This window comes from Rhodoferax sp. GW821-FHT07G04 (assembly GCF_059418585.1).
Window position 1 is genome coordinate 137,654 of sequence record NZ_JBWKQD010000005.1, and the last position, 22,178, is coordinate 159,831.

28 protein-coding genes and 1 tRNA gene are annotated in these 22,178 nt (G+C 60.0%); 17 read left to right on the forward strand and 12 right to left on the reverse strand.

What is annotated here, in order from left to right:
- Positions 1-28 precede the first annotated feature (28 nt).
- Positions 29-442, forward strand: a complete 414-nt coding sequence (locus tag AC07OO_RS21750; protein WP_495084241.1) for a CBS domain-containing protein — start codon at positions 29-31, stop codon at positions 440-442.
- Between the two features lie 105 nt (positions 443-547).
- Complete coding sequence (locus AC07OO_RS21755; protein ID WP_495084242.1) at positions 548-2,065, forward strand: methyl-accepting chemotaxis protein; 1,518 nt, start codon at positions 548-550, stop codon at positions 2,063-2,065.
- 82 nt (positions 2,066-2,147) lie between these two features.
- On the opposite strand, the gene rsxB is transcribed toward AC07OO_RS21755, so the two are convergent.
- The 5 genes from rsxB to AC07OO_RS21780 form a co-directional block, all read right to left on the reverse strand.
- Positions 2,148-2,837 carry an electron transport complex subunit RsxB gene (rsxB, locus tag AC07OO_RS21760; RefSeq protein ID WP_495084243.1) on the reverse strand — a complete coding sequence of 230 codons (690 nt, stop codon included), beginning with the start codon at positions 2,835-2,837 and terminating at the stop codon, positions 2,148-2,150.
- Positions 2,834-4,255 carry a polyhydroxyalkanoate depolymerase gene (locus tag AC07OO_RS21765; RefSeq protein ID WP_495084244.1) on the reverse strand — a complete coding sequence of 474 codons (1,422 nt, stop codon included), beginning with the start codon at positions 4,253-4,255 and terminating at the stop codon, positions 2,834-2,836. Before AC07OO_RS21765 ends, rsxB begins: the two co-directional genes overlap by 4 nt.
- Before the next feature lie 257 nt (positions 4,256-4,512).
- Positions 4,513-5,709, reverse strand: a complete 1,197-nt coding sequence (locus AC07OO_RS21770; protein WP_495084245.1) for an amino acid aminotransferase — start codon at positions 5,707-5,709, stop codon at positions 4,513-4,515.
- 151 nt (positions 5,710-5,860) lie between these two features.
- Positions 5,861-6,301: a tol-pal system-associated acyl-CoA thioesterase gene (gene ybgC, locus AC07OO_RS21775; protein ID WP_495084246.1), complete on the reverse strand. Its 441-nt coding sequence runs from the start codon at positions 6,299-6,301 to the stop codon at positions 5,861-5,863.
- A gap of 180 nt (positions 6,302-6,481) precedes the next feature.
- Positions 6,482-6,751 carry a hypothetical protein gene (locus AC07OO_RS21780; protein WP_495084247.1) on the reverse strand — a complete coding sequence of 90 codons (270 nt, stop codon included), beginning with the start codon at positions 6,749-6,751 and terminating at the stop codon, positions 6,482-6,484.
- A gap of 667 nt (positions 6,752-7,418) precedes the next feature.
- Here AC07OO_RS21780 and uvrB point away from each other — a divergent pair.
- From uvrB to AC07OO_RS21830, 10 genes are all read left to right on the forward strand, one after another.
- Positions 7,419-9,539: an excinuclease ABC subunit UvrB gene (gene uvrB, locus AC07OO_RS21785; protein WP_495084248.1), complete on the forward strand. Its 2,121-nt coding sequence runs from the start codon at positions 7,419-7,421 to the stop codon at positions 9,537-9,539.
- Positions 9,540-9,637: 98 nt separating this feature from the next.
- Entirely contained in the window at positions 9,638-10,174 is a 537-nt protein-coding gene (iscR, locus tag AC07OO_RS21790; RefSeq protein WP_495084249.1) for a Fe-S cluster assembly transcriptional regulator IscR, read from the forward strand.
- 68 nt (positions 10,175-10,242) lie between these two features.
- Entirely contained in the window at positions 10,243-11,463 is a 1,221-nt protein-coding gene (locus AC07OO_RS21795; RefSeq protein WP_495084250.1) for an IscS subfamily cysteine desulfurase, read from the forward strand.
- 12 nt (positions 11,464-11,475) lie between these two features.
- Complete coding sequence (iscU, locus tag AC07OO_RS21800; RefSeq protein ID WP_326531599.1) at positions 11,476-11,862, forward strand: Fe-S cluster assembly scaffold IscU; 387 nt, start codon at positions 11,476-11,478, stop codon at positions 11,860-11,862.
- Between the two features lies 1 nt (position 11,863).
- Positions 11,864-12,187 (forward strand): iron-sulfur cluster assembly protein IscA, encoded by a 324-nt coding sequence (gene iscA / locus AC07OO_RS21805; RefSeq protein ID WP_315488199.1) that lies wholly within the window; start codon positions 11,864-11,866, stop codon positions 12,185-12,187.
- Positions 12,184-12,702 carry a Fe-S protein assembly co-chaperone HscB gene (gene hscB, locus AC07OO_RS21810; RefSeq protein WP_495084251.1) on the forward strand — a complete coding sequence of 173 codons (519 nt, stop codon included), beginning with the start codon at positions 12,184-12,186 and terminating at the stop codon, positions 12,700-12,702. Before iscA ends, hscB begins: the two co-directional genes overlap by 4 nt.
- A 67-nt stretch (positions 12,703-12,769) precedes the next feature.
- Complete coding sequence (gene hscA / locus AC07OO_RS21815) at positions 12,770-14,626, forward strand: Fe-S protein assembly chaperone HscA (RefSeq protein ID WP_495084252.1); 1,857 nt, start codon at positions 12,770-12,772, stop codon at positions 14,624-14,626.
- Positions 14,627-14,629: 3 nt separating this feature from the next.
- A complete protein-coding gene (fdx, locus tag AC07OO_RS21820; protein ID WP_495084253.1) occupies positions 14,630-14,968 on the forward strand; it encodes an ISC system 2Fe-2S type ferredoxin in 339 nt (112 codons plus the stop codon).
- The gene (gene dnaQ, locus AC07OO_RS21825) at positions 14,968-15,678 is read left to right on the forward strand and encodes a DNA polymerase III subunit epsilon (protein ID WP_495084254.1); all 711 of its coding nucleotides are present in this window, start codon (positions 14,968-14,970) and stop codon (positions 15,676-15,678) included. The genes fdx and dnaQ overlap by 1 nt, the downstream gene beginning before the upstream one ends.
- A 40-nt stretch (positions 15,679-15,718) precedes the next feature.
- Positions 15,719-15,793, forward strand: a tRNA-Val gene (locus tag AC07OO_RS21830).
- A 69-nt stretch (positions 15,794-15,862) separates the two neighbouring features.
- Here the strand turns inward: AC07OO_RS21830 and AC07OO_RS21835 are convergent.
- The 3 genes from AC07OO_RS21835 to AC07OO_RS21845 all read right to left on the reverse strand — a co-directional run bounded on the left by AC07OO_RS21835 (position 15,863) and on the right by AC07OO_RS21845 (position 17,797).
- Positions 15,863-16,720: a tyrosine-type recombinase/integrase gene (locus AC07OO_RS21835; protein WP_495084255.1), complete on the reverse strand. Its 858-nt coding sequence runs from the start codon at positions 16,718-16,720 to the stop codon at positions 15,863-15,865.
- Between the two features lie 439 nt (positions 16,721-17,159).
- Entirely contained in the window at positions 17,160-17,294 is a 135-nt protein-coding gene (locus AC07OO_RS21840; protein ID WP_495084256.1) for a hypothetical protein, read from the reverse strand.
- Between the two features lie 5 nt (positions 17,295-17,299).
- A complete protein-coding gene (locus AC07OO_RS21845; protein WP_495084257.1) occupies positions 17,300-17,797 on the reverse strand; it encodes a S24 family peptidase in 498 nt (165 codons plus the stop codon).
- 183 nt (positions 17,798-17,980) lie between these two features.
- On the opposite strand from AC07OO_RS21845, the gene AC07OO_RS21850 reads away from it, so the two are divergent.
- On the forward strand, positions 17,981-18,157 hold the full coding sequence (locus tag AC07OO_RS21850) for a hypothetical protein (RefSeq protein ID WP_495084258.1): 177 nt from the start codon (positions 17,981-17,983) through the stop codon (positions 18,155-18,157).
- A 66-nt stretch (positions 18,158-18,223) separates the two neighbouring features.
- On the opposite strand, the gene AC07OO_RS21855 is transcribed toward AC07OO_RS21850, so the two are convergent.
- The 4 genes from AC07OO_RS21855 to AC07OO_RS21870 all read right to left on the reverse strand — a co-directional run bounded on the left by AC07OO_RS21855 (position 18,224) and on the right by AC07OO_RS21870 (position 20,562).
- A complete protein-coding gene (locus tag AC07OO_RS21855) occupies positions 18,224-18,661 on the reverse strand; it encodes a hypothetical protein (protein ID WP_495084259.1) in 438 nt (145 codons plus the stop codon).
- 8 nt (positions 18,662-18,669) lie between these two features.
- A complete protein-coding gene (locus AC07OO_RS21860) occupies positions 18,670-19,080 on the reverse strand; it encodes a helix-turn-helix domain-containing protein (protein ID WP_495084260.1) in 411 nt (136 codons plus the stop codon).
- Positions 19,067-19,480 carry a type II toxin-antitoxin system RelE/ParE family toxin gene (locus AC07OO_RS21865; RefSeq protein WP_495084261.1) on the reverse strand — a complete coding sequence of 138 codons (414 nt, stop codon included), beginning with the start codon at positions 19,478-19,480 and terminating at the stop codon, positions 19,067-19,069. The genes AC07OO_RS21860 and AC07OO_RS21865 overlap by 14 nt, the downstream gene beginning before the upstream one ends.
- A 389-nt stretch (positions 19,481-19,869) precedes the next feature.
- Entirely contained in the window at positions 19,870-20,562 is a 693-nt protein-coding gene (locus tag AC07OO_RS21870) for a S24 family peptidase (protein ID WP_495084262.1), read from the reverse strand.
- An 87-nt stretch (positions 20,563-20,649) separates the two neighbouring features.
- On the opposite strand from AC07OO_RS21870, the gene AC07OO_RS21875 reads away from it, so the two are divergent.
- The 4 genes from AC07OO_RS21875 to AC07OO_RS21890 all read left to right on the forward strand — a co-directional run bounded on the left by AC07OO_RS21875 (position 20,650) and on the right by AC07OO_RS21890 (position 22,170).
- Positions 20,650-20,952: a transcriptional regulator gene (locus tag AC07OO_RS21875; RefSeq protein ID WP_495084263.1), complete on the forward strand. Its 303-nt coding sequence runs from the start codon at positions 20,650-20,652 to the stop codon at positions 20,950-20,952.
- Positions 20,953-20,955: 3 nt separating this feature from the next.
- Positions 20,956-21,132 carry a hypothetical protein gene (locus tag AC07OO_RS21880; protein ID WP_495084264.1) on the forward strand — a complete coding sequence of 59 codons (177 nt, stop codon included), beginning with the start codon at positions 20,956-20,958 and terminating at the stop codon, positions 21,130-21,132.
- 44 nt (positions 21,133-21,176) lie between these two features.
- Positions 21,177-21,608: a transcriptional regulator gene (locus AC07OO_RS21885; RefSeq protein WP_495084265.1), complete on the forward strand. Its 432-nt coding sequence runs from the start codon at positions 21,177-21,179 to the stop codon at positions 21,606-21,608.
- A gap of 352 nt (positions 21,609-21,960) precedes the next feature.
- Positions 21,961-22,170, forward strand: a complete 210-nt coding sequence (locus tag AC07OO_RS21890) for a hypothetical protein (protein WP_495084266.1) — start codon at positions 21,961-21,963, stop codon at positions 22,168-22,170.
- Positions 22,171-22,178: the final 8 nt, after the last annotated feature.

A 22,178-nucleotide genomic window follows, 5' to 3' on the forward strand; every position in this document is an offset into this window, starting at 1 on the left:
CATGCCGGAACGCACCGTCTTCCACTCCATGTCCCATCGCCATGTGGTCAGTCTGGGGCCCCATGCCAGTGTCTGGGACGCTGCTTGCGTCATGACCCGCGCCAACTGCGGCAGCGTGTTGATCGTGGACACGCCGGGCAACCTGCTGGGTATTGTGACCGAGCGCGACCTGATGACACGCGTACTGGCCAAGGCCCTGAATCCGCAGACCACGCTGGTAACCGACGTGATGACGCGCCACCCCATCTGTGTAGCGCCCGAGACTCTGGTGGCCGACGCCGTGTTGATCATGATCGAGCGGGGGTTTCGCCACCTGCCCATTGTGGGCGAGGGGACCAAGATCTTGGGCGTCTTCTCGGTGCGCGATGCGCTGCCGCGTGAGATTGGCAGTGCGGTCAGCATGGCCGAATTCAATGAACAGGTCAACGATGCGCTGGGCTGAGGCGGCGTAGGGCTGTAGGGCCGCCGTCAGTTTTCGGGGTTAGCGTGCCGGATGGCCTGGATGGTCCAGGCCTATGGGTTGGGTTGCTAAAGCGGAGTGTTCGATATGGGTTTTTCCAAGTTGTGGGGTCCCGGGCTCAGTCTGATGCGCCACCTGCCGTTTGCCGGCAAGTTCGCTCTGGTTGCGCTGCTGTCGGCCTTGCCATTGCTGCTTGTGCTGGTGCAGCTTCTGCTGGGCGATGGTTCCAGGCCAGGCACCTACACCTTGCTATTCCTTGCCATTCTGGCGGCTCTGCTGGTTTATTGCTTGATCGCCCTGTACCAAAGCATGACTGCGGATTTAGGCGTCGTCGTGTCCGCCATAGACAGCATGGTCGCGGGCGACTTGCGCCAGACCCTGCGGCCGCGCGGGCAAGACGAGTTGGGTCGTTTGATCGGCACCGTGGGCCAGTTGAGCCAGACGGTCTCTGCCATGGTGGCCAATGTGCGTAGCAATGCCGCCTTTGTGAACCACGCCGGCAAGAGCCTGGCCAGGGGCAGCAGCGATTTGTCGGACCGCACCGAGCAGCAGGCAGCCAACCTGGAGCAGACGGCCGCCAGCGTAGAGGAGCTGTCGTCCACCGTGCAAGAAAACGCCAACACGGCCAGCCAGGCCAACGGCAAGGCAGGAGAGGTGCGTGATGTGGCCGACCGTGGTGCCGCCTTGATGGCCCAGGCTGTTGAGTCGGTCGAGGTGATTCAGGCCGGTGCCAAGCGCATGGACGAGATCGTGGGTGTCATCGATGGCCTGGCTTTCCAGACCAATATCCTGGCGCTGAATGCGGCGGTGGAGGCCGCGCGGGCTGGCGAGTCGGGCCGAGGCTTTGCGGTGGTTGCCAGCGAAGTGCGTTCACTGGCCCAGCGTTCGGCCGAATCGGCCAAGGAAATCCGCCAACTGATTGGCAACTCGTCGGGCCAGGTGGCCACCAGTGTGGAAAAGATACGGGCTGCCGGCACCACCATCAACCAGGTGGTCGGCGGCATCCGCGATGTGGCGGCCAGCATGTCGCAAATCTCCACATCCAGCGCCGAGCAGAGTTCTGGCCTGAGCGAGATTACCCAGGCTGTGCGCCAGTTGGACGAGATCACGCAGCGCAATGCCCAGATGGTGGAACAGGCTGTGGGCCAGGCTATGGCCATGGAGGGGCGGGCCAGCACGCTGGTGGAGTCGGTGGCACGGTTCAAGCTGCAGCAGGGAACGGCCGAAGAGGCCATGGCCCTGGTGCAGCGTGCGGCGGCCTACCGCCAGCATACGTCCAAGGACGCTTACCTGCGAGACCTGACTGACGCCACCAAGGGCTTTTTGGACCGCGACATGTATGTGTTTGTGCTGGACGCCAATGGCCGCTATGTCGCCTTTGGCGGCAACCCGGCCAAGGTCGGCACGCGGGTGCAGGACATTGCCGGTATCGATGGCCAGGGCCTGCTCGATTCCATCATCGGCCAGGCCGACTATGAGCCAGGCTGGGTGGAATACGACATTGCCAACCCGACCACGGGCAAGGTGCAGTCCAAGATGTCCTTCGTGCAGAAGGTGGACGGGCTCTATGTGGGCTGCGGGGTCTACAAAAACCTGGTTCAGTAGGCCCCCACGCTCCACCGCTGCGCGGGTCGCTGCCCCCCGAGGGGGCTAAATCCGCTTGGGGCGGCCCGGCGCGGATTTGCCCTTAATCTTTGGAGGGTTCGCCAGTGCGTTTGGCCCGGGCGCGGGCCATGGCCGCCTCGATGATGGCGCGCTTCTTGTCCAGCACGGCGGTATCGGTGATGCGTGAATGGGCAGACAGGTCCGCCAGTTTGGCCGTTACTTTTGCCTGTTGCTGCTGTGCATGCTCGGCCTTGGACCGGGCCACGCGTTCGGTCTTGGCCGCATAGCGGCCGCGGGCCAGGTCGGCCTGGGGTTGGGGCCAGGCAGCCCAGCCGGTGGAGTCGCCACTGGCGTTCTCCAGCTTGATGCAATCCACGGGGCAGACCGGCAGGCACAGCTCACAGCCGGTGCAATAGGCCTCGATGACGGTGTGCATGCGCTTGTTGCTGCCCATGATGGCGTCGGTGGGGCAGGCGTCCAGGCACAGCGTGCAGCCTATGCACCAGTCTTCGTCGATGAAGACCAGTTGACGTGGCGCTTCGAGGCCAAACTCAGGATTGAGAAGCGGCGCCGGACGGTTGGTGATCTGCGCCAAGCGGACAACGCCCTCTTGCCCGCCCGGGGGGCACTGGTTGATATCGGCTTTACCAGCGGCGATTGCCTGGGCATAGCCGGCGCAATCCGGGTAGCCGCAGCGCGTGCACTGGGTCTGCGGCAGCGCATCCAATATGCGGGCCGCCAGGGGCCCGGGTGTCTGCGCCGTGGTGTTCACTTCTTGGGGGTGGTGCGCTTGGTTGCTACTTTTTTGGTAGCTACTTGCGCAGGTTTGGCGAGGGCTGGAGCCGATTTCTTCGCAGGTGCCTTGGCCGCAATGGTGGTCTTGGCCTTGGGGGCTGGCGCCGGTTTGGCAACAACCACAGGGGCGACGGTATGGTGGGCCAGGATGAAGGACTTGACCTGGGGGTAGACCATCTCGCGCCAGCGGCGGCCGGAGAAGATGCCATAGTGGCCCGCGCCCTTGGCCTCGTAGTGCCTTTGCATGCTGCGCGGCACGCCGGTGCAAATGTCGTGCACAGCTTGGGTCTGGCCAGAGCCGGAGATGTCGTCCAACTCGCCTTCCACCGACAGCAGGGCTGTGGTCTTGATGTCGCCCGGGCGCACGCGCTCGATCTTGCCCTGCGCATTTTTCACATCCCAGGTGCCGTTGACCAGGCAGAAGTCCTGGAACACAACCTTGATGGTGTCCAGGTAGTAGTTGGCATCCATGTCCAGCACGGCGTTGTACTCGTCGTAGAACTTGCGGTGGGCCTCGGTGCTGGCATCGTCGCCCTTGATCAGGTCCTTGAAATAGTCGTAATGGCTGTTGGCGTGGTTGCTGGGGTTCATGGCCACAAAGCCGGTGTACTGCAAGAAGCCGGGGTAGACGCGGCGGCCGGCGCCGGGGAAGTTGGACGGTACGCGGAAGATGACGTTGTTCTCGAACCAGCTGTAGCTCTTGTTCATCGCCAGATTGTTGACAGCGGTGGGCGACTTGCGTGCGTCGATGGGGCCGCCCATCATGGTCATGCTCAACGGTGTGGTCTCGCCACGGCTGGCCATCAGTGCCACCGCAGCGAGCACCGGCACGGTGGGCTGGCAGACGCTCATCACATGGCAGTTGCCGTATTTGCCCTGCACGTAGCGGATGAATTCCTGAACGTAGTTGACATAGTCGTTCAGGTGGAATTCGCCTTCGCTCATGGGCACCAGGCGCGCATTCTTCCAGTCGGTGATGTAGACCTTATGGTCCTTGAGCATGGCCTTGACGGTGTCGCGCAAGAGTGTGGCGTAGTGGCCAGATAGCGGGGCCACGATCAGCACCGCGGGTTGGCCCTTGATCTTGCTCAGCGTCGCCTCGTCGTCGCAAAAGCGCTTGAAGCGGCGCAGTTCGCAAAACGGCTTATTGATCTCCACGCGCTCGTGGATGGCAACTTCCACGCCATCGACGTCCACGGTGCGCAAACCGAACTCAGGCTTCTCGTAGTCCTTGCCCAGGCGGTGCAGCAGGTCGTAGCCCGCGGAGATGCGCTGCGCAAACGGGTTTTGCCCGGCCAGGGTCAGGGGATTGGCGAATACCTTGGCGGCGGTCTGGGCCAAGTCTGCGAAAGGCTCCATCAAAGACCGCTGGGTTTCGTAGAACTGGTACAGCATGGGGGACTCGCTTTCGGGGGAACGTTTCAGGAGTGAAAATGTTGCAATGCAATATACCAGTTTTGCGCGATCCAGGGGTTGGCTTTTGGCCCTAGGATAGCCCGTAGTTTTGCGGGTTTTGTCAGCTTGTTGAAAGCTTGCGCCGGGTAGCTGCAGGCCACCTCGGTATCCCGGTGGTGTGGTGCATATGTGCATAGGCCGCTATGCATTCCATAGCGGCCTATGCAGTGTGCACGAGGGCTATCGCCCCAAATCGCTTAGACCACCTTGGCGATGGCGGCGCAGACGTAGTCAATGTTCTTGCTGTTCAGCGCGGCCACGCACATGCGACCGGTGTCGGTGCCGTAGACGCCGAACTCTGAGCGCAAGCGCACCATCTGGTCCTTGGTCAGGCCGGAGTAGCTGAACATGCCGATCTGGCTGGTGATGAATGACATGTCCTGCTTGACGCCGGCGGCTTTCAGGCCGTCCACCAGCTTCTGGCGCATGGCCTTGATGCGCACGCGCATTTCGCCCAGCTCTTTTTCCCACAGGGCACGCAGCTCGGGGTTGTTCAGCACGGCAGCCACGACAGCGCCACCGTGGGTGGGCGGGTTGGAGTAGTTGGTGCGGATGACGATTTTCAATTGCGACAGCACGCGACCGGCTTCTTCCTTGTCCTTGCACAGCACGGACAGGCCGCCTACGCGCTCGCCGTACAGGCTAAAGCTCTTGGAGAAGGAGGTGGAAACAAAGAAGTTCAGGCCAGCGGCGACAAACTTGTTGATCACGGCGCCGTCTTCGGCAATGCCATAGCCAAAGCCCTGGTAGGCCATGTCCAGGAAGGGTGTCAGGCCCTTGGCCTTGACCACCGCAATCACTTGGTCCCAGTCGGCGGGGCTGATGTCGTAGCCGGTCGGGTTGTGGCAGCAGGCGTGCAGCACGACGATGGTGCCGGGCGCGGCCGCGTTCAGGCTGGCCAGGAAACCTTCCACATTGACGCCGCGCTTGGCTGCGTCGTAGTAGGCGTAGGTGTCGACCTCGAAACCGGCGTTGTTGAACAGCGCGCGGTGGTTTTCCCAGCTGGGGTCGGAGATCAGCACCTTGGCGTTGGGGTTGAGCTTCTTCAAAAAGTCAGCGCCAATCTTCAGGCCGCCGGTGCCGCCAATGGCCTGCACGGTGGCCACACGGCCGGAGGTGACGGGTTCGCTGTCAGCGCCAAAGACCAGGCCCTTGACGGCGTTGTCATACGCCACGATGCCGTCGATAGGCAGGTAGCCGCGGGCGGTGGGCTTGTCCATCATGGTCTTCTCGGCGGCTTGCACGCACTGCAGCAGGGGCAGCTTGCCGTTGTCATCGAAATACACGCCCACGCCCAGGTTCACTTTATTGGGGTTGGTGTCGGCGTTGAATTGCTCGTTCAGACCCAGGATAGGGTCGCGGGGGGCCATTTCGACGGAAGAGAAGAGAGACATAGCGGGTCCTGTGGGAAAGATTCGGGAGGGGTGCGAAGCAGCAGCACTGGGCTGGTGTCGGCCCCCATTCTACCGGGGTGGGTTTACCCGAGGCCGCGCAGGTGATGCGGATACTGCATGGTTTCTGCAGCCCGCCACATCACCGGGGTTTTCAGCCCTGGAGCGCCTGTTGCAGTTCGGGCGGTATGCGTGCGGGTTTGGACGTCTGGCCATGGATCCAGCCGACGCGCACGGAGCCTGTGCACAGCACCACCGGTTCTGCATCTGGGGATACCAGTCGCACCTCTTGCTGGATGGTGAAGGACGAGCGGCCCAGTTCGCTCAAGTGCGCCGTCACCAGCAATTGGTCGTCCAGCCGGGCAGAGCGCAGGTATTTGATTTGCACGTCGCTCACCACAAAGATGCAGCCCAGGTCTTGTTGCAACTGACGCTGCTCGACACCCTTTGCGCGCAGCCACTCGGTGCGGGCGCGTTCGAAAAACTTCAGGTAGTTGGCGTAGAAAACGATGCCGCCTGCGTCGGTGTCTTCCCAGTACACACGGACGGGCCAGGTGAAGACGTTTTCGGCAGAGGGGAGGGTGGTTACAGTCATGTGCAACATTGTTGCAGACGGTGGTGGTGCGCATGAGGCATCGCTCCGTGCCACCCTGGGGCGCTGGTCGCTGGCGCGACTCCCCTGCGCTGCTCGGCACCGCCCAAGGGTGGCACGGAGCGATGCCTCATGCTTGTGGGTGATGTTTTGGAGCGCCGTTTAGCACAAAGCGAGCGATCATCAACGACCATTTGTTTCGAGCTCGCTGAACTCAGCAGTGGCGGTGTTATAGACAATGCCCCAGAAACTCACCCCTCCATCGCACATGACGGCCGCTCGCCCATTGCGGAAGAATGTATCGATGTCTTCCGGCGCATATGAGGCATAGATGAACTTAACACCACCGCGGACAAACCCAACGTGCTGCCCCCGATATCGACGGCCTCCTTTGCCAATCCACGCAGTGCCAGAACTGGGGGCGCTGATATGCTTTTCGAGCTGAACTTCCATAGCGTTCACCTCGGCGGAAGTGGGTGTCCAAAGTGGGCCTTCGGGATTTGGTGCCGCCCGCGAGCATTGTTTGAATAGCCTAGGTGCTTCCTCATCATTTAGCGTCATTGGGCCTTTTGCGGAGAGAATCCCACCCGTTTCAGCGGCAAGGGCCGCGACGGAAAAAATTAGGGTAGAGGCGAAAAGTGCGAGCGAACGGCTCGTGGAAGGCCTGCGTGATGTAGGCCTCACAATTTTGCGGAAGACTCTCGAAAGATACCCAATGAAGTGGCTCCCTAGCCATCGCCAAATATACATAGTCTGCTCCCATAAAGATAGCGCCAACCTAGCCGCTGCGAAATTGGGCTGTTGACTCTTGGCCGCTGTAACCAACTCCCCAAGCCGGGCCAGCGATGCGGGCGGGGCGATCCCTTGTGCGTGGCTGAGGAGCGCTGGGGCGGGCGGATCAGGGCTGGCGTTGTTTGAGCCTGCAGGGCGAGTTTAGCCAGACCCCGCCCGGCCCGAGCACCGCAAGGCAGCCCGCAGGGCCCACGCACCAGGGGCGATCGGCCCGCACCGCTGGCCCGGCGTGCGCGCACCACAACAATCCGAACAACAATGCCCCCCAGCAACGAAAACCCACGGCATGGTCTACAGTCCCATCTTTGCCCATTAGCCGAACCATCACATGTCTGCCCCGACCCCTATCGCCGACCTAGATGCCGCGCCAGCACCCGCAGGCCAATTCATTCGCTACCCCGGCTCACCGTTTGAGCTGCACCAGCCCTATCCGCCGGCAGGCGACCAGCCCGAGGCCATTGACCTGCTGGTGGAAGGTGTATCCGATGGCGAGGTGTTCCAGACCCTGCTCGGCGTGACCGGCTCGGGCAAGACTTACACCATGGCCAACGTGATCGCCCGCCTGGGCCGCCCAGCCATTGTGTTTGCGCACAACAAGACGCTGGCAGCCCAGCTGTACAGCGAGTTCCGCGAGTTTTTCCCCAACAATGCGGTGGAGTATTTCGTCAGCTACTACGATTACTACCAGCCCGAGGCTTATGTGCCGCAGCGCGACCTGTTCATTGAAAAAGACAGCGCCATCAACGAGCACATCGAGCAGATGCGCCTGTCGTGCACCAAGTCGATCTTGGAGCGGCGCGATGTGGTGATCGTCGCCACCGTGTCCGCCATCTACGGTATCGGCCAGCCTGAGGCGTATCACAAGATGGTCATGACGTTGCGCACCGGTGACAAGCTGAACCAGCGCGATGCCATTGCCCAACTGGTGCGCATGCAGTACCAGCGCAACGACATGGACTTTGGGCGCGGTACCTTCCGCGTGCGGGGCGACACCATCGACATCTTTCCGGCCGAGCACTCCGAGATGGCGTTGCGCCTGGAAATGTTTGACGATGAGATCGAATCGCTGCAGCTTTTTGACCCGCTGACTGGCCGCATCCGCCAGAAGATTCCGCGCTTTACGGTTTATCCCGGAAGCCACTACGTCACCCCAAGGGACCAGGTGCTGATGGCGGTGGAGACTATCAAGACCGAACTGGCCGAGCGGCTGCAGTTCTTTGTGGCCGAAGGCAAGCTGGTGGAGGCCCAGCGCCTGGAGCAGCGCACGCGCTTTGACCTGGAAATGCTGAGTGAAGTCGGCCACTGCAAGGGGATTGAGAACTACAGCCGCCATCTGGCGGGCAGCGCACCGGGCGACCCGCCTTCCACGCTGGTGGATTACCTGCCCAAGGACGCGGTGATGTTTGTGGACGAAAGCCACGTCACCATCGGGCAGTTTGGGGCCATGTACCTGGGCGACCGCTCGCGCAAGACCACGTTGGTGGAATACGGCTTCCGCCTGCCCAGCGCGCTGGACAACCGGCCGCTGAAGTTTGCCGAATTCGAGTCGCGCATGCGGCAGGCGATTTTTGTGTCGGCCACGCCGTCCACCTACGAGCAGGAACATGCGGGCCAGGTCGTGGAGCAGGTGGTGCGCCCCACGGGCCTGGTGGATCCTGAGGTGGAGGTGCGCCCCGCCACCCACCAGGTGGACGACGTGCTGCAGGAAATCCGCACGCGGGTCGAGCAGAATGAGCGCGTGCTGATCACCACGCTGACCAAGCGCATGGCCGAGCAGCTGACCGACTACCTGACGGATAACGGCGTCAAGGTGCGCTACCTGCACAGCGATGTGGACACCGTGGAGCGGGTGGAGATCCTGCGCGACCTGCGCCTGGGCGCCTTTGACGTGCTGGTGGGTATCAACCTGCTGCGCGAGGGGCTGGACATTCCTGAGGTGTCGCTGGTGGCGATTCTGGATGCTGACAAGGAAGGCTTCTTGCGCTCCGAGCGCTCACTGATACAGACCATTGGCCGGGCGGCCCGTAACCTGAATGGCCGCGCCATCCTGTATGCCGACAAGATTACCGACTCCATGCAGCGCGCCATCGGCGAGACCGAGCGGCGTCGCAAGAAGCAGATTGCCCACAACCTGGAGCGTGGCATCACGCCCAAGGCCATCGTCAAAAAGGTGCGCGACCTCATCGACGGCGTCTACAGCGAAAAGGCCGGCAAGGAGGCCGAACGCCTGGAGCGGGACGCCCTGCAGCGCGCCCAGGTCGAGGATATGAGCGAGAAGGACATTTCCCGCGAAATCAAGCGCTTGGAGAAGCTGATGATGGAGCACGCCCGCAACTTGGAGTTCGAAAAAGCGGCCCAGGTGCGGGACCAATTGCACATCCTGAAAGAACAGGCCTTTGGTGCGCCAGGCAGCGACAACGTCGTGAGCCTTTCTGGCGCCGGCAAGTAGGGGTGTTTGGCGCTTAATTTGAATACCTGAGGAAAACCCTAGGTTTTTTGGTATACTTGAGTGGAATAGTCAACCAAGTAGGACTGAAGGAGTTTTCCATGCGTCTCACTACCAAAGGCCGGTTTGCGGTCACCGCGATGATTGATCTCGGCTTGCGACAAAGCAGCGGGCCGGTGACTTTGGCTGCTATCAGCCAGCGCCAGCAGATTTCGCTGTCGTATTTGGAGCAGTTGTTTGGCAAGCTGCGCCGCCACGAACTGGTGGAGTCCACCCGTGGCCCGGGCGGCGGCTATACCTTGGCACGCAAGGCTTCCGATATCACCGTTGCCGACATTATCGTCTCCGTGGACGAGCCCATTGACGCCACCCATTGCGGCGGCAAGGAAAACTGCCAGGGCGAGGGCACGCGCTGCATGACCCACGACCTGTGGACCGCGCTGAATGTGCGCATGGTGGAGTTTCTGGATTCCGTCACGCTGCAAAAGCTGGTGGATGACCAGGTTGCCAAAGGCCTGCTGGTGGAAGACAAGCCAAGCGTCAAGCGCGCCATTTCGGCCATGCCCATTACCAAGCCCATCCGCATCAACGCCCCCAATTCCGTGTTTGCCCTGGGCAACGCGTTTTCGAAGTCGTGAAACTTTGCGGGACAGACCGCAGCCTGCGCAGCGGGCCAGCTCTGTCCTCAACTAATTAAGAGCCAGATATGGATTCCACACCCCACTTCCCCATCTACATGGACTACAGCGCCACCAATCCCTGCGACGAGCGGGTGGTGGACGCCATGGTGCCCTGGCTGCGCTCCCACTTTGGCAATCCGGCCTCGCGCAGCCACGCCTGGGGCTGGGAGGCCGAAGCGGCCGTGGAGAAGGCCCGCGGACAAGTTGCGGCCCTTATTGGCGCCGATCCGCGCGAGATTGTGTGGACGTCCGGCGCAACCGAATCCAATAACCTGGCCTTGAAGGGTGCGGCGCACTTCTACCAGTCCAAGGGCAAGCACCTGATCACCGTCAAGACCGAGCACAAGGCCGTGCTGGACACCTGCCGCGAACTGGAGCGCCAGGGCTTTGAAGTCACCTACCTGGACGTGCAGGAAGACGGTCTGGTCAATCTGGATGTGTTCAAGGCAGCCATCCGCCCCGACACCATCCTGGCCAGCGTCATGTTCGTCAACAACGAGATCGGCGTCATCCAGGACATCGCCGCCATTGGTGCTATCTGCCGTGAAAAGGGCGTGATCTTCCATGTGGACGCTGCGCAGGCCACCGGCCGTGTGGAGTTTGACCTGTCCAAGATGCCGGTCGACCTGATGAGCCTGACCTCGCACAAGACCTATGGCCCCAAGGGCATTGGTGCGCTGTTTGTGCGCCGCAAGCCCCGCATCCGCCTGGAAGCGCAGATGCACGGTGGTGGACACGAGCGCGGCATGCGTAGCGGCACGCTGCCCACGCACCAGATCGTCGGCATGGGCGAGGCCTACCGCATTGCCAAGGAAGAGATGCATGCCGAAAACATCCGCATCCAGGCCCTGCACGACCGCATGTTGGCGGGCTTGGAAGGCATTGAGCAGGTCTTCATCAACGGCCACAAAGACAAGCGCGTGCCGCACAACCTGAACATGAGCTTCAACTATGTGGAAGGCGAATCGCTGATCATGGGCATCAAGGGCTTGGCGGTGTCGTCCGGCTCCGCGTGCACCTCTGCCTCGCTGGAGCCCAGCTATGTGTTGCGCGCCCTGGGCCGCAGTGACGAACTGGCCCACAGCAGCCTGCGCATGACGATCGGCCGCTGGACCACCGAGGCCGACATTGACTACGCCGTAGACACCATCAAGAAGAACGTGGCCAAGCTACGTGACCTGAGCCCGCTGTGGGAGATGTACCAGGACGGTATCGATATTTCCACGATCCAGTGGGCTGCGCATTAAGGAGAAATCAAAATGGCATATTCAGAAAAAGTCGTTGACCACTATGAAAACCCCCGCAATGTCGGCAGCTTTGAAAAGGGCGACGACAGTGTAGGTACCGGCATGGTGGGTGCCCCCGCCTGCGGCGATGTAATGAAGCTGCAGATCAAGGTCAATGCCCAAACCGGCGTCATCGAAGACGCACGTTTCAAGACCTATGGCTGCGGTTCGGCCATCGCGTCCAGCTCGCTGGTGACCGAATGGGTCAAGGGCAAGACGCTGGACGAAGCGGCGGCGCTGAAGAACAGCCAGATCGCCGAAGAACTGGCACTGCCCCCCGTCAAGATTCACTGCTCCATCCTGGCCGAAGACGCCATCAAGGCGGCCGTGGATGACTACAAGAAAAAGCATTTGAACTGAAATGGCCGTCACACTGACTGAAGCCGCCGCTCGCCACGTTACGCGTTACCTGACCAAGCGCGGCAAGGGCTTGGGCGTGCGCCTGGGTGTCAAGACCACCGGTTGCTCCGGTCTAGCCTACCAGCTGGAGTATGTGGACGAGTTGGCACCCGAGGATCTGGTTTTTGAAGGCCATGGCGTCAAGGTGCTGGTTGACCCCAAGAGCCTGGCCTACCTGGACGGGACCGAGCTGGATTTTGTGCGCGAAGGATTGAACGAAGGCTTTCGCTTCAACAATCCGCGGGAGCGCGACAAATGCGGCTGCGGTGAGTCCTTCCGCGTGTGAACCTGCAATCCAACGACTTTGAACTGTTCGGCGTAAAGCAGCAGTTCGCCCAGGACCGCGCGGCGCTGGACGCGCGCTGGAAAGACCTGCAGCGCGAGGCCCACCCCGACAAGTTCACGGCCCAGGGCGAGGCCGCTCAGCGTGTCGCCATGCAGTGGTCAGTACGCATCAATGAGGCCTACCAACGCCTCAAAGACCCCCTCAAGCGCGCCGCCTACCTGTGTGAGTTGGCCGGTGCCCCCATCAACGCGCACAGCAACACGGCCATGCCGGCCGCGTTTCTGGTGCAGCAAATGCAGTGGCGTGAGGAGCTGGATGAAGCCCATGACGACGAAACGCTCAATGCCTTGCGCGACAATGTAGAGGCTGCGCAGCGTGCCCTCATTGGCGAGTGCGCGCAGTATCTGGACGTTGCGCACGACTACCCGGCTGCTGTGCAGTCGGTGCGTGCGCTGATGTTCATTGCAAAGTTTGCGCACGATCTCGATCTGGCGTTTGACAAGTTGGAAACCTGAAACCTGGGGTAGGGGACGCAGCCGCGCGATAGGCTTGCTGCGCTGCCCCGAATGGATACAAACAAAAATGGCGCTTCTACAAATTTCCGAGCCAGGCCAGGCGCCGAATCCGCATGAACGTCGCATCGCGGTCGGCATAGACTTGGGCACCACCCATTCCCTAGTGGCAGCCGTGCGCAATGGTGTAGCCGAATGCTTGCCCGACGACGCGGGGCGCGTCATCTTGCCATCCGTTGTGCGCTACCTGGAGGGGGGCAAACGCGAGATTGGCCATGCGGCACAGGCAGCTTTGGCCAGCGACCCGGAAAACACGATTGCATCAGCCAAGCGTTTCATGGGCCGAAGCCTGGCGGACGTAGCCGGGGCGGAGAAGTTGCCCTACCAATTTGCCGACCACACCGGCATGCTGGGTGTGCTGACCGTGGCTGGAGAAAAATCTCCGGTCGAGGTCAGCGCCGACATCCTGGCCACGCTGCGCTACCGCGCCGAAGACACCTTCAACGACGACCTGTATGGCGCCGTCATCACTGTGCCCGCCTACTTTGACGAAGCCCAGCGCCAAGCCACCAAGGACGCCGCGCAATTGGCCGGCATCAAGGTCTTGCGCCTGATCAACGAGCCTACCGCGGCAGCCATTGCCTACGGCCTGGACAATGCCAGCGAAGGCGTCTACGCGATCTACGACCTGGGTGGCGGCACCTTTGACATTTCCATCCTGCGGCTGACCCAGGGCGTATTCGAAGTGGTCGCCACCGGCGGTGACTCGGCCTTGGGCGGCGACGACTACGACCATGCGTTGGCCGACTGGGTGCTGTCCCAAACCGGCGCTCAAGCCGCCAATGCTGCGGACAAAGCCACCTTGAAAGTTGCGGCCCGTGCCTGCAAGGAAGCACTATCTACTACAAAAATAGTAGCATTCCATGCCGATTTGACGAGGGCTAGCGTGCATTTTGACGTAAGCCAATCCCAGTTCGAGGCGGCAACCGCCCATTTGACGGCCCGTACCATTGCCGCCGCCCGCAAGGCACTGCGCGATGCCCGCCTGTCGGTGCAGGACGTGCAAGGCGTCGTCATGGTGGGTGGCTCCACCCGCATGCCCCAGGTGCAAACCGCCGTCGCCCAGTTCTTTGGCCGCGCGCCCCTGAACAACCTGAATCCCGATGAGGTGGTGGCACTGGGTGCCTCCATCCAGGCCAATCAGCTGGCGGGCAACGACACGGCGGGCGATTTGTTGCTGTTGGACGTGATTCCCTTGTCGCTGGGCGTCGAAACCATGGGCGGCCTGGTGGAGCGCATCGTGCCGCGCAACCAGACCATTCCCACTGCCATGGCGCAGGATTTCACAACCTACAAGGACGGGCAGACCGCCCTGGCCTTGCACGTGGTGCAGGGTGAGCGCGACCTGGTCAGCGACTGCCGCAGCTTGGCGCGGTTTGAACTGCGTGGCATCCCGCCCATGGCTGCCGGTGCAGCGCGCATTCGCGTGACCTTTACCGTCGATGCCGACGGCTTGCTCAACGTGTCCGCACACGAGCAGGTGAGTGGGGTCCAGGCCGACATCAACGTCAAGCCATCGTATGGTTTGAGCGATTCGCAGATTGCGCAAATGCTGCAGGACAGTTTTTCGACGGCCGAGCAGGACATCCGCACCCGTGCTGTTGTCGAGGCGCAGGTCGATGCCGACCGCTTGCTGCTGGCCATCCAGAGTGCGCTGGAGGCCGACGCCGACCTGCTGAACACCCAAGAGCGTGCCGACATCGATACGGCAATGGCTGCGCTGGCGCAGGGCCGCACGGGGGCTGATGCGGCCGGTATCGAAGCCCTGAGCAAGGCCCTCGCCCTGGCCACTGAAAATTTCGCCGCCCTGCGCATGAACAAGGGCATTGCCCAGGCGCTCGAAGGCAAGAATATTGAATCCATCTGACTTATGCCCACCATCCGAATCCTGCCGCACCCCGAGTACTGCCCGCAAGGCGCCGAAGTGAGCGCCCCAGCCGGCACCTCCATCTGCGAAGCTTTGCTGGAAAACCACATCAACATCGAACATGCCTGCGACATGAGCTGCGCCTGTACGACCTGCCACGTCATCGTGCGCGAGGGTTTTGCATCGCTCAATGAGCTGGATGAGTCTGAGGAAGACCTGCTGGACCGTGCGTGGGGGCTGGCGCCGACCTCCCGGCTGAGTTGCCAGGCCTTTTTGGCGCAGCAGGACGTCGTGGTGGAGATACCCAAGTACTCCATCAACCACGCCAAAGAGAACCACTGATGCGCCAAATCATTCTGGACACGGAAACCACCGGTTTCAACGCCAACCTGGAGCACAACCCAGACCGCATGGTCGAAATCGGCTGCGTAGAGCTGGTCAACCGCAAGCTCACCGGCAACAACCTGCATTTCTACCTGAACCCCGAGCGGGACAGCGACGAGGGCGCTTTGCGCGTGCACGGCTTGACCACCGAGTTTTTGAGCGACAAGCCCAAGTTCCATGCCATCGCCCAGGAATTGCTGGACTATGTGGCCGGTGCCGAAGTCATCATCCACAATGCGCCGTTCGACATCAGCTTCTTGGATGCTGAACTGGTGCGCGCCGGCTACCCGCCCTTCAAGAAACACATAGGCTCGGTCATCGACACCTTGGTCATGGCCAAGGAGATGTTCCCCGGTAAACGCAATAGTCTGGACGCCCTGTGCGACCGCCTGGAGGTGGACAACTCCGGGCGTACCTTGCACGGCGCTTTGCTCGACGCCGAATTGCTGGCCGATGTGTACATCAATATGACGCGGGGCCAGGACGCGCTATTGATGGAAGTGGGCTCACCCAGCGAAACAGGGGCCAAAGTGATACAGATCGACCTGCGCGGATTTGAGCTGCCGGTACTCGCCGCCAACGCCCAAGAGTTGACAGCGCACGATGAGGTACTGACACAAATTGACAAATCCAGCGGCGGCAAAACTGTCTGGAAAAAGTTGGCCTGAAAGTTGTTGTATAATTTAAGGCTATTCTGATGAATAATCAGGGCGGTTAGCTCAGGGGTAGAGCACTGCATTCACACTGCAGGGGTCACAAGTTCGAAACTTGTACTGCCCACCAATGAATACGAGGGTTTCCAGCTACAAAAGCAATAGCAAATCGGAAGCCTGTGTAAACGGATGGTGTAATTTAAGCCCGTAGCGTCTTTTGGCCGCTACGGGCTTTTTTCATTGGTGGCATCACCAGGTCACCCAGCTTGCCAAGGGCTGCGCGCTGACGGTCAATCTGCAGGTGCGCATACCGCTTCGTGGTCTGCACGTTGCTGTGACCAAGAATCTCCCCGATGGTGTACAGGTCCACGCCTAGCCCGAGCATGATGCTGGCGCAGCTGTGGCGCAGGTCATGGAAGTTGACATGCTCGAGGCCCGCTTCAACACGCGCACGCTGCCAAGCCGATTTCACGCCTTCAAACGTGATTTCGAGGGGAAAGTGTTTGAGCCAGGGCCGCAGCGCCGGCACGATGGGAATCACGCGCGTCTTCAGCGTCTTGGTGTGGCTGCTGGGTAGGGTGATAGTGTCGCGGCCGATGTGCTCACGACGGATCTGCAGAATCTCGCCACGCCGTGCTCCAGTCAGCAGGGCAGCCCAGATGGCCGCTTGGACCTGCTCTGTGCAATGCTGTGCAATTTGCTGGACCTGCGGCACCTCCAGAAACACCTCGCGCTTGTTGTTGACGGCCACGCCTTTGATGCGCAGACCGTAGTTCTCTGGCGTCAGGTTCTTTTCCCACGCCAGGGCCAGACCCTTCTTCGCAGTGGCCAGGCTGCGATTGATGGTTGCCGGCGCGTACGCCGGTTTCATTTCGCCGGTCTTCTCGTCCTTGACCTTCTTGCTCATGTCCTTGATGACGTGGGCGGCGAACTGTCGGGCTTCGCTGGCCTTGTACTTCTCGGCCCAGCGGCCCAAGCGCAGGGCGTGGTATTCGGACGTGTCGGAGCTGCGTAGGCCCTTGGCGTGCTCAATGTAGAGCGCGAGCACTCCCGTCATGGGAGGGTCGCCTGGGATGTTCACTTCCTTGGGCGACTTGATCATCGCCCCGCGCAACTCGGCGTCTATGCGCTTGGCATCACTCGCAGTTGTACCTTCCGGCAGGATTCGGTGAACCCTTTGCCCGCCGACCATAATGCCGACGTGTTTACGGCCGTTTTTGTCTTCCCAGATTGACATTGATTTACCTTGAGCCACGCTTTGCACTCGGCCAGGTCGTAGCGCTTGGACCTGACCCCCACTGGCGTAAATGGTAGACCATCGGCCTCCAGGCGCCGGATTGTTGATTCGCTGACGTTCAGCGCTGCACAGAGTTGCTGGCGGTTCAACTCGCTCACGCGCGCACCTCAATACTGTTTCGATTCATTACGTTCTCGCGCCTTGGAAATACCGGCAGGTTGGTGTGCAGGCCTGCGAGCCACTAGGCTAAATAGTTGCTTCATGGCAGCAAGTAGTTCCAGAAGTTGACCCATAGCGCCAGCAGCTTCACAACCGGTACGACGGCAAATACGATAGCCACGCCGCCTATGGCACGCTGGATCAAGGGTGGGATGGAGTTCCAAAGCTTTTTCATCGCGTTCAGATTTGATGGCTCTGCTTGTGCACGATCTGGCCGATGATCATGATGTCGTCGGTCAGGCGCTGCAGTTGGTGGTGGATGCTGTTGGTATTGTCAGCACTGATCCACCAAGTGCCATTGTTGCGATGCACGCGGCGGATGAATGCGTCCGAGCCGCGGCTGAACAAAAAGCAACACCCATCAAGTGGCATCGTCGATTCAGTGTTGACGATCAGCGTATCGCCTTCATTGATGCGGGGTGACATCTCCTGGTCGTGGGCGCGCATGGCGAACAGCTTGGATGGATTGAGGCCATGCTCCGCGTACCACGAGGCGTGAAATACCAAGTCCAGGTCTTCGTCATCGCTTTCGATGCGATAGCCGACGCTTCGTGGGCGCGCATTGGTGACCTGACCCATTTGGTAGGGTGAGGCGAATTGGGTCTGGTCCCCGACAAAGAAGCGGGGATCAACAATCATTCCTGCTGTGGGTGCGACTGCATGATGGTTCGTTTGCATATGGCGTCCTTCGTGTGCGTTGAGGGGAGGGCGGAGGCTATATACCCCAGCCGCCATATTGTAGCCATAGGCTACTTAAAGTCAAGCTAAAGGCTAAATTGAAGCTACAATAGTTCGACGCATCCCATCCCGGGAGCAAAAAGCCGCTCCGGGGCGGTTGAAAGGGATATTGTGGATAAGACAGTGCAGCAACCCACTGAAGCCCAGGAGCGCGATGTGGATCATGGAGCGGTTCTGCTGCTGGCCGTGGCTGACGCGGCCAAGGCTTGGCGTCGGCATGGGCCCAGGAGCGCGAAGCACTCCAAGGCGGTGCAGCGGTTGAAAGATGCTGTGGACCGTTGGATCGCGGTGGGTGGGTAAGGGCGCCATTCGGGCGTAAAAAAACCGCCTCGGGGGCGGTTTAAGTAGTGCAGCGGTTAGGCTGTCTCAATTGGCTGCGGCCGCCGGCGCTTTAGCGCCTTCAGGCGGAGGAGCTGTTGGCAGAACTGACAGTCCGAACAAGACTCGGCCAAATGGCTGGCGTGCAGTGATCCAAGCTACCGCCTCTCGAATCGCACCAAACAGTACCGAGTTTGCTGTAATCGTAGCTCCACGCAGTGCCTCTTCTGGCGTAAGGCTGTCATCAGCCCTAAGTACGCAAATGCATTCCATATCGATGTGGTAGGGCAGATTTACGTCAGATTCTTGATTGACGACACTTCGGAAAGACGCGTTGTACCAGCCCGGACGCCCCTCCACTGGTGCTACACCCAAGTCGTTTGTTGGGTTGAGCGTGATGGTTTTGTCTTTAGGCTCATGGCCAGGAATTGCAATCACGACGCTGCGGATAAAGACTAGTTCGTGCAGCGTGATGGGGTGTTGCATGGGAGCCGTCATGCCACTTCCAAGATATCAAACTTTGAGCTATTGGCCGAATTGTGCGCAGACACAGTGACAGGAGCTTGCGGGGTGGCTCCAATGACTTTCATTCCGACCAATTTATCGAGGTCCCAATTGTGAGACGTGACCCGCGCGTCAACAATCTGGATGTCGAGCTGACCCCCAGTCGCACGCGCGAGTTTGACCATAGATTCGATGGTCACGTTTGTGTCGCCTCTGAAGATCTTTGAAACATAGGCGAGACTGGTACCGAGCTTTTGGGATAGCGCAGTGAGGGTCATGCGCGCCGCACTGCGCTGCTTTTCCAGGGCGAACGCGAAGTTCATCTTCGCCTGTTCAACCCAATAGGCGTCGTCATTTTTTCCCTCGTCAACAAAAGCCTGTAGTGCTTTATTGAGTGCCATCGTCTTCTACCTCCAGAGTTTGATTCTTTACCGCATTGAAGTACTGATCCTTCATTCGAGCGGCTTTGGCTACCGATTTTTGGTCGACCTTCTGGGTCTTCTTCATACCGCCACAGACGCAAACTGCGATCTGACCGTTGATTCCCTTGAAATAAAACAAGCGGAGATCCCCTTTGATGAACTCATAAATGCCATCCTTCTTGTCGACCTCATGTGATAGCGAGTGCGGTAGTCCTTGCAGCCCTTCTTTGGCGACCTTGTCGAGCAATTCAGCAAGTGCACGCCTAGAAGCTGCAGTCGTCTTTTGCCCATTGATCAAAAACGACTGGGCCGGACATTCATCCCCTTCCATCGTTGCAACGACCGAATGGACGCCGCTTGCAAGTACTCTTACCTTCACAATATTAACCTATGAGTTAACATTTTCAAGAGCATCACCGGAATATCCCCTCTTTTTGAGGCTTTGCAGGGCGGCACGATTTTGCCTCCAGCCTGGTCTTCTCTTTGTGTTCTTGGATGGTCAACCACTGTAAGTTGTCTATCGCATCCGGCCCATGGCACTTCAGCGGTATCTTGTGGTCGATCTGCCAGCCTGGGCAGGGCAGTCGGTGGCGGCCAGTGGAGGGGCACGCTTGCTGTTTGACGAAGGCGTGTAGCACCGCGTGGCTACGGTGAATTCTTGCGCTAGCCCCAGTACAAACTAGGCTTGCAGCTATGAATATGAGAGCAATCTTCATACAGTGGGGCAGCAAAGCCTTCATAGGCCCGGTGCGCACGGAGGTCTGGCACTCAATGAACCTTCTCCGTTTGCAGGTACACCACCTCGCCAATGATTTTGGTGTGCTCTTCGTTGAAGACCTTCTTCGGAAAGCGGTTCTGATCCGCATTGTCACTCGTGAGCCACCAGGTAGGAGCATCACGCACCATTCGCTTAAAGACGAATTCCCCTTCGTAGGCCACCAGATAAATCCTCGCGTCCTTGGGCGTTGTCTGTTCGGTGTTCACAAGCACCAGGTCACCATCTTGCATCTTTGGCGCCATGCTGTCGCCGTGCACGGTAACGGCCATGAGCGCTCCTGGTACGAGACCGCGGGCTTGGTACCAACTGGTGTCAAACAACGGTAGACCTGCACCGCCAGCTTGCCCTGTAAATGTTCCTGAGTGTGAAAAGACTAGGGTTCTGATTGAGGGATAAGACTGGTTGCCGGGCGCAATTTGCACACCAGTGTCCACCCCGCCAATGGAGCTGTCGTGAGCTGCATCCATCCACCCAGTCGGCTTCCCCACGCACGTTTCGATGTACCGAGCTGTGTCGCTACGCATACCCCTGGGCTTGCCGGTACCCGAGTTCAAGGCGCCCTGCATCCACTGGCTAACTTGGGACTCATCCCGCTCCAGTTTTGCCGCCAAGGCCCGCAGGCTTCCGAATTGGGTGCGAAGCAGCGCTAGGTTGTCTCGTCTGATCTGGTCAATAGATTTCATAGGGTTCGGTATGTTCAAGCAAAAAGCTAAAAAAATAAAGTAGCCAAAAGCTTGAATAAGATTAAGCTTTAGGCTAAAGTGACGGCTATGGAACTTGCGAAATATCTAAAGCAGGAGGGGCATGGAGCGGTGACTCGCCTTGCTAAGGCGATCGGTGCTCACGGCCCTGACGTATCTGACTGGGCAAACAAAAACCGCCCTGTGCCAGTGAGGGCTGCGGTTGCCATCGAGGAATTGACCAACGGTGCCGTTTCCCGCCAGGAGTTGCGCCCAGATGACTTTTGGCTCATCTGGCCCGATTTGAAGCACCTGGCGCCTGAGCAAAACCACGCTCTAGCCTCCGCAAACATTGCGCAAGCAGCTACAAATACCGTAGCAGGCGGGGCTTGAGCCATGGCCATCGAACCCATCGTCCTGCGCGACACCATCCGCGACCTGGCCCGCGCCGCAGTCAATAGCGGCCAGCACGTCCACATCGCCAATCCATACCCAGCCGGGACAGCGGCGCACATGCACTTCGAGCATGACTTCTGGGAGTGCATTCGCGAGCGTGAGGCGGTTGAGGTCTGACATGCATCAACTGTCCGTTTTTTTTGCTCACAGGGGGTAGTCAAGTGCCGTCAAACAAATTGAGCCGGGATGACAACCAGGGCGAACTCGCCTTGGTCAGCCGTGCTGCCCCCAATGACGTGCCGATAGAAATGATTCACCGCCAACGCACGGCCGCCGCCGCCTTTGCGCTGGCGGTTCAGTCATCAGGCCTCGAAGACAAAGAGGTCTATCTCTCACTGGGGCTGGATGCGGGCTACTTCAGCCGCATCAAAGCTGGCAGCGCCACTCTGCAGGCGGACCTCCTTGCCCAGTTCTGCCAAGTTGTTGGCAACACCATCTATCTGGAATGGATGGCCTATCAAGTGGGTTGCACGCTGGTGCAGATCAAAACCGAGGCCGAGCGCAGGGCAGAGGCTGCCGAGCGCCGTGCCGCAGAAGCCGAGATGAAGGTCAAGGTCCTCATGGAGACCTTTCATGTGAGGGCCGCGGCATGAATTGCGAACCAGGAGACTTGGCCATTGTCGTCCGCAGTTGGGCCGGCAACGAAGGGAAGATCGTTACATGCGTTCGGCTGCGTCCGGCCGGGCACAACAACACTTTGGAATCTCTTGGGCCAGTGTGGGAGATCGACCGTCCCCTTCGCGCTGTTTCTCTCTTGGGCGAGATCTTTTTTGTCTCGACGATCCCTGACATGTGCCTGCGTCCGTTGCGTGGCGCGGCCGGCCAGGACGAAACGCTGCGGTGGGCAGCACCACCAACTGAGGAGGCCGCATGCCTATAACTCTCGATTCACCTACGCCACCAACCACAGGTAAGAGCTCACCCGAAAGGCCCGGAAGTCCCGACGTGCGTACGATCGAACGGCTGCGTGCGGCCGCGCTAGAGCACGGAGAGGTGGCAGACCTGTTGGACACATTGGCCAGCAGCTTCCCATTCCTGAAAGACGGTGACACCAGCTTTCATGGCTACCCCATGGATCTCGAGCACTTGAAGGCGGCAGTGCTGGCAGCCGCATTCGCGCAGTACGACCGCGACATCAAGAAGGGGACCATCTGATGGCCAGT

Coding starts and splice junctions, on each gene's coding strand:
- AC07OO_RS21750 (WP_495084241.1), top strand. CDS start 29: ATGTCCCATCGCCATGTGGTCAGTCTGGGGCCCCATGCCAGTGTCTGG.
- AC07OO_RS21780 (WP_495084247.1), bottom strand. CDS start 6,751: ATGGAAGTTCAGCTCGAAAAGCATATCAGCGCCCCCAGTTCTGGCACT.
- AC07OO_RS21755 (WP_495084242.1), top strand. CDS start 548: ATGGGTTTTTCCAAGTTGTGGGGTCCCGGGCTCAGTCTGATGCGCCAC.
- AC07OO_RS21855 (WP_495084259.1), bottom strand. CDS start 18,661: ATGCAACACCCCATCACGCTGCACGAACTAGTCTTTATCCGCAGCGTC.
- hscA (WP_495084252.1), top strand. CDS start 12,770: ATGGCGCTTCTACAAATTTCCGAGCCAGGCCAGGCGCCGAATCCGCAT.
- AC07OO_RS21835 (WP_495084255.1), bottom strand. CDS start 16,720: ATGACGGGAGTGCTCGCGCTCTACATTGAGCACGCCAAGGGCCTACGC.
- AC07OO_RS21840 (WP_495084256.1), bottom strand. CDS start 17,294: ATGAAAAAGCTTTGGAACTCCATCCCACCCTTGATCCAGCGTGCCATA.
- dnaQ (WP_495084254.1), top strand. CDS start 14,968: ATGCGCCAAATCATTCTGGACACGGAAACCACCGGTTTCAACGCCAAC.
- AC07OO_RS21845 (WP_495084257.1), bottom strand. CDS start 17,797: ATGCAAACGAACCATCATGCAGTCGCACCCACAGCAGGAATGATTGTT.
- uvrB (WP_495084248.1), top strand. CDS start 7,419: ATGTCTGCCCCGACCCCTATCGCCGACCTAGATGCCGCGCCAGCACCC.
- AC07OO_RS21870 (WP_495084262.1), bottom strand. CDS start 20,562: ATGAAATCTATTGACCAGATCAGACGAGACAACCTAGCGCTGCTTCGC.
- iscU (WP_326531599.1), top strand. CDS start 11,476: ATGGCATATTCAGAAAAAGTCGTTGACCACTATGAAAACCCCCGCAAT.
- AC07OO_RS21860 (WP_495084260.1), bottom strand. CDS start 19,080: ATGGCACTCAATAAAGCACTACAGGCTTTTGTTGACGAGGGAAAAAAT.
- AC07OO_RS21795 (WP_495084250.1), top strand. CDS start 10,243: ATGGATTCCACACCCCACTTCCCCATCTACATGGACTACAGCGCCACC.
- fdx (WP_495084253.1), top strand. CDS start 14,630: ATGCCCACCATCCGAATCCTGCCGCACCCCGAGTACTGCCCGCAAGGC.
- AC07OO_RS21875 (WP_495084263.1), top strand. CDS start 20,650: ATGGAACTTGCGAAATATCTAAAGCAGGAGGGGCATGGAGCGGTGACT.
- iscA (WP_315488199.1), top strand. CDS start 11,864: ATGGCCGTCACACTGACTGAAGCCGCCGCTCGCCACGTTACGCGTTAC.
- iscR (WP_495084249.1), top strand. CDS start 9,638: ATGCGTCTCACTACCAAAGGCCGGTTTGCGGTCACCGCGATGATTGAT.
- AC07OO_RS21765 (WP_495084244.1), bottom strand. CDS start 4,255: ATGCTGTACCAGTTCTACGAAACCCAGCGGTCTTTGATGGAGCCTTTC.
- AC07OO_RS21770 (WP_495084245.1), bottom strand. CDS start 5,709: ATGTCTCTCTTCTCTTCCGTCGAAATGGCCCCCCGCGACCCTATCCTG.
- ybgC (WP_495084246.1), bottom strand. CDS start 6,301: ATGACTGTAACCACCCTCCCCTCTGCCGAAAACGTCTTCACCTGGCCC.
- AC07OO_RS21880 (WP_495084264.1), top strand. CDS start 20,956: ATGGCCATCGAACCCATCGTCCTGCGCGACACCATCCGCGACCTGGCC.